This is a genomic window from Candidatus Poribacteria bacterium (assembly GCA_021295755.1).
Taxonomy (GTDB): domain Bacteria; phylum Poribacteria; class WGA-4E; order WGA-4E; family PCPOR2b; genus PCPOR2b.
In genome coordinates, this window is the sequence record JAGWBT010000014.1 from 35,806 (window position 1) to 38,317 (window position 2,512).

Sequence of the window (2,512 nt, forward strand, 5' to 3'; positions counted from 1 at the left end):
TTTACTCTCTCAGACTAGAGATGGGTATCCAGAGTCCACCTGTGCCTTGTACTAGTAACTTTTGAAAAGGTTCATCACGCCCGATAACGTTGACGCTAATCTTTTCAGACTTTAGTTTTCTTAACACTTTTTTTGGGGAATATGAACCACTTACATACTCATCCGTGACCAAGATGAATCGCCGTTCTGCCCCTCGACGAAACTTTACTTTGGCTGCTGCTTGGACCAGAGCATCAAGTGCCTTTTCCCCACCTCGGCAATGTATGGCTGCTAGTTTCTTTTTTACTTCCGTAATCGAGGTGGTTTGGGGCGTAACTTGAAAGTCCCAACCTAACAGGGAGAAACTGGTGCCATCTCGGAACGCCACCAATCCAACGGTGAAGTCTAAGTCCGCTGTTTTGAGGAGATCAGTCATCTGGCTCAGATGATTGCGCACGGCGTCAATATCATTCCGCATACTTTTGCTGGCATCAACAACGAAGACGATATCAAGGGTATCGCCTCTGCGCGTTTTCAGGAGGTGATGACCTATCTTGACGAGTGCCACATCTGGTTGCGTCAAGTGGCTAACCTCAGAAAGCGTCGTCTCGTTTTCTAGACCGAGTGATACCCGCGTTTGTACGTGCCCACTACCACGGACTACCCCGTCGCCACGCCAACCCTCTCCCTGTGATATTCCTTGATTTGATGGCTCAAAGGAAGCGTCACCGACCGGAGTTTGTGCTGTCGCTAGCGGAATAGATTCTTCCGTCAACATTGAAAACGATTGTTCATCTGGATGATTACGCGATGCGGCTGTGTCAATTTGCGGACGAGGCGGGTGCAGCACCGTATTATTCGCGATGACTGACTGAGATTGAGGCGCTGAAACCGTGGGGTTTGGGAAAACATGTAGTGGCCGCTGCAATTTTCTCGGCACCGGTGCTCGAGGCTGTGAGAGAATTTCAACCTGCACAGATAATTCATCCTTCCCCTGTTTCGGATCTCTCTGAACGGTATTCAATGTCCCCATGCAAATCATATGCAGTATCAGTGAAAACAGAAGCGCTTTTGATAATTTTCGCCTGCTTTGCGTACGCCGTTTCATCAGATCACATCCTTTGATTTTTCAATCCAGCGTTCTCAGCATCAACTGTAACACAGCCCTCACTGCTCCGTCAAGTCGAAAGAAATGTTCTGAAAAATCCCTGCCGCGATCTATCACACAGGACTTCTTTAGGGACCCGGAACATTAAAGCCTAGCCGAACGGACACTGAGTGTATTCAACTTTGCCCTACGGGCCTTCTTCGTTAAAGCGACGTAGATGTCGCGCAGGAAATTCTTGATAGGGATACTTCGCAAGAGCGGTTTCGTCAAGTGATAATCCTAACCCTGGCGTGGTCGGCAGCCGGATATAGCCGTTTTCAACCTCAATCGGAGGCATCGAAATCTCATTTCCCCGCTCAGTGAAGTTCACAAAGTATTCCGTAATCAGGAAGTTAGGCATTACTGCGCAGGCCTGCACCGTCGCCGCCAATCCAACCGTTGTGCTGTTGTAGTTGTGTGGCGACATGACGACGAAATATGGCTCCGCCATCGCGGCGATCTCCTTGAGCTCTAAGATGCCGCCACAATTACAGACATCTGGGTTGAGGATATCAGCAGCGCTCTTTTCAAAAACTTCGCGGAATTCCGCTTTTGTGTAGAGCTCTTCGCCGGTGACAACCGGCAAGTTAATCGCACCCCGGACTTCAGCTAGTGCATCCAAATTTCGGGCGGAGACAGGTTCCTCGTACCAGAAGGGTTGAAATTCTTCCATCATTTGGGCGAGACGAATGGCATGGATTGGTGCAAGACGGCGATGGATTTCTACCAGTAGGTCAATATCGGGACCAACGGCTTCGCGCACTGCCCGCACACACGCAACAGCCTCACGCTCCTCGTCACGGCTGATATGGGTCCGCCATGGATTGGGAAGCGGGTCAAACTTCATCGCGGTAAATCCGTGTTCAACCAATTGTACGGCACGTTCGGCACGCTCCTCAATCGTGCTACCGCCCCAACCGTTGGCGTAAACACGAATCTTATCCCGACATGCGCCCCCCAACAGGTTATAGACAGGAGTATTTAGCGCCTTCCCTGCGATGTCCCATAAGGCGTGCTCAATCCCGCTGATCGCGCAGTAGAACTCCATCGATCCACGCTTGCCGGCAAAGTCGTGATACGCCATGAAGGTAAAGTGTTTAATGTTCGAAGGGTCGCGCCCAATAAGGTAACGCCCAAGCTGATGTACATGAATCTCAATTGTGCGGTCACGGTCGGCTTGCGTATAGCATTCGCCCCAACCGTGGATACCCTCATCCGTTTCCACCTTGACGAATAACCAGTTTTTACCGCCGCCGGGGTGGACGAGGAATGTTTGAACGTCTGTGATTTTCATTTCTATTTTCTCCTTATCAAAATCTTCCAATCTAAACCCCCGTCTTTTAAGGCGGGGATACAGATTGGCTCCTTGTGTCAACGTCTAAAAAC

The 2,512-nt window shown here is 50.2% G+C and carries 2 protein-coding genes; both read right to left on the reverse strand.

The window, feature by feature from the left end; genetic code table 11:
* Position 1 precedes the first annotated feature (1 nt).
* Positions 2 to 1,087, reverse strand: coding sequence for a VWA domain-containing protein (locus J4G02_03390; protein ID MCE2393638.1), 1,086 nt, complete (start codon positions 1,085 to 1,087; stop codon positions 2 to 4).
* Between the two features lie 187 nt (positions 1,088 to 1,274).
* Positions 1,275 to 2,420 (reverse strand): mandelate racemase/muconate lactonizing enzyme family protein, encoded by a 1,146-nt coding sequence (locus J4G02_03395; protein ID MCE2393639.1) that lies wholly within the window; start codon positions 2,418 to 2,420, stop codon positions 1,275 to 1,277.
* Between the last annotated feature and the right edge of the window lie 92 nt (positions 2,421 to 2,512).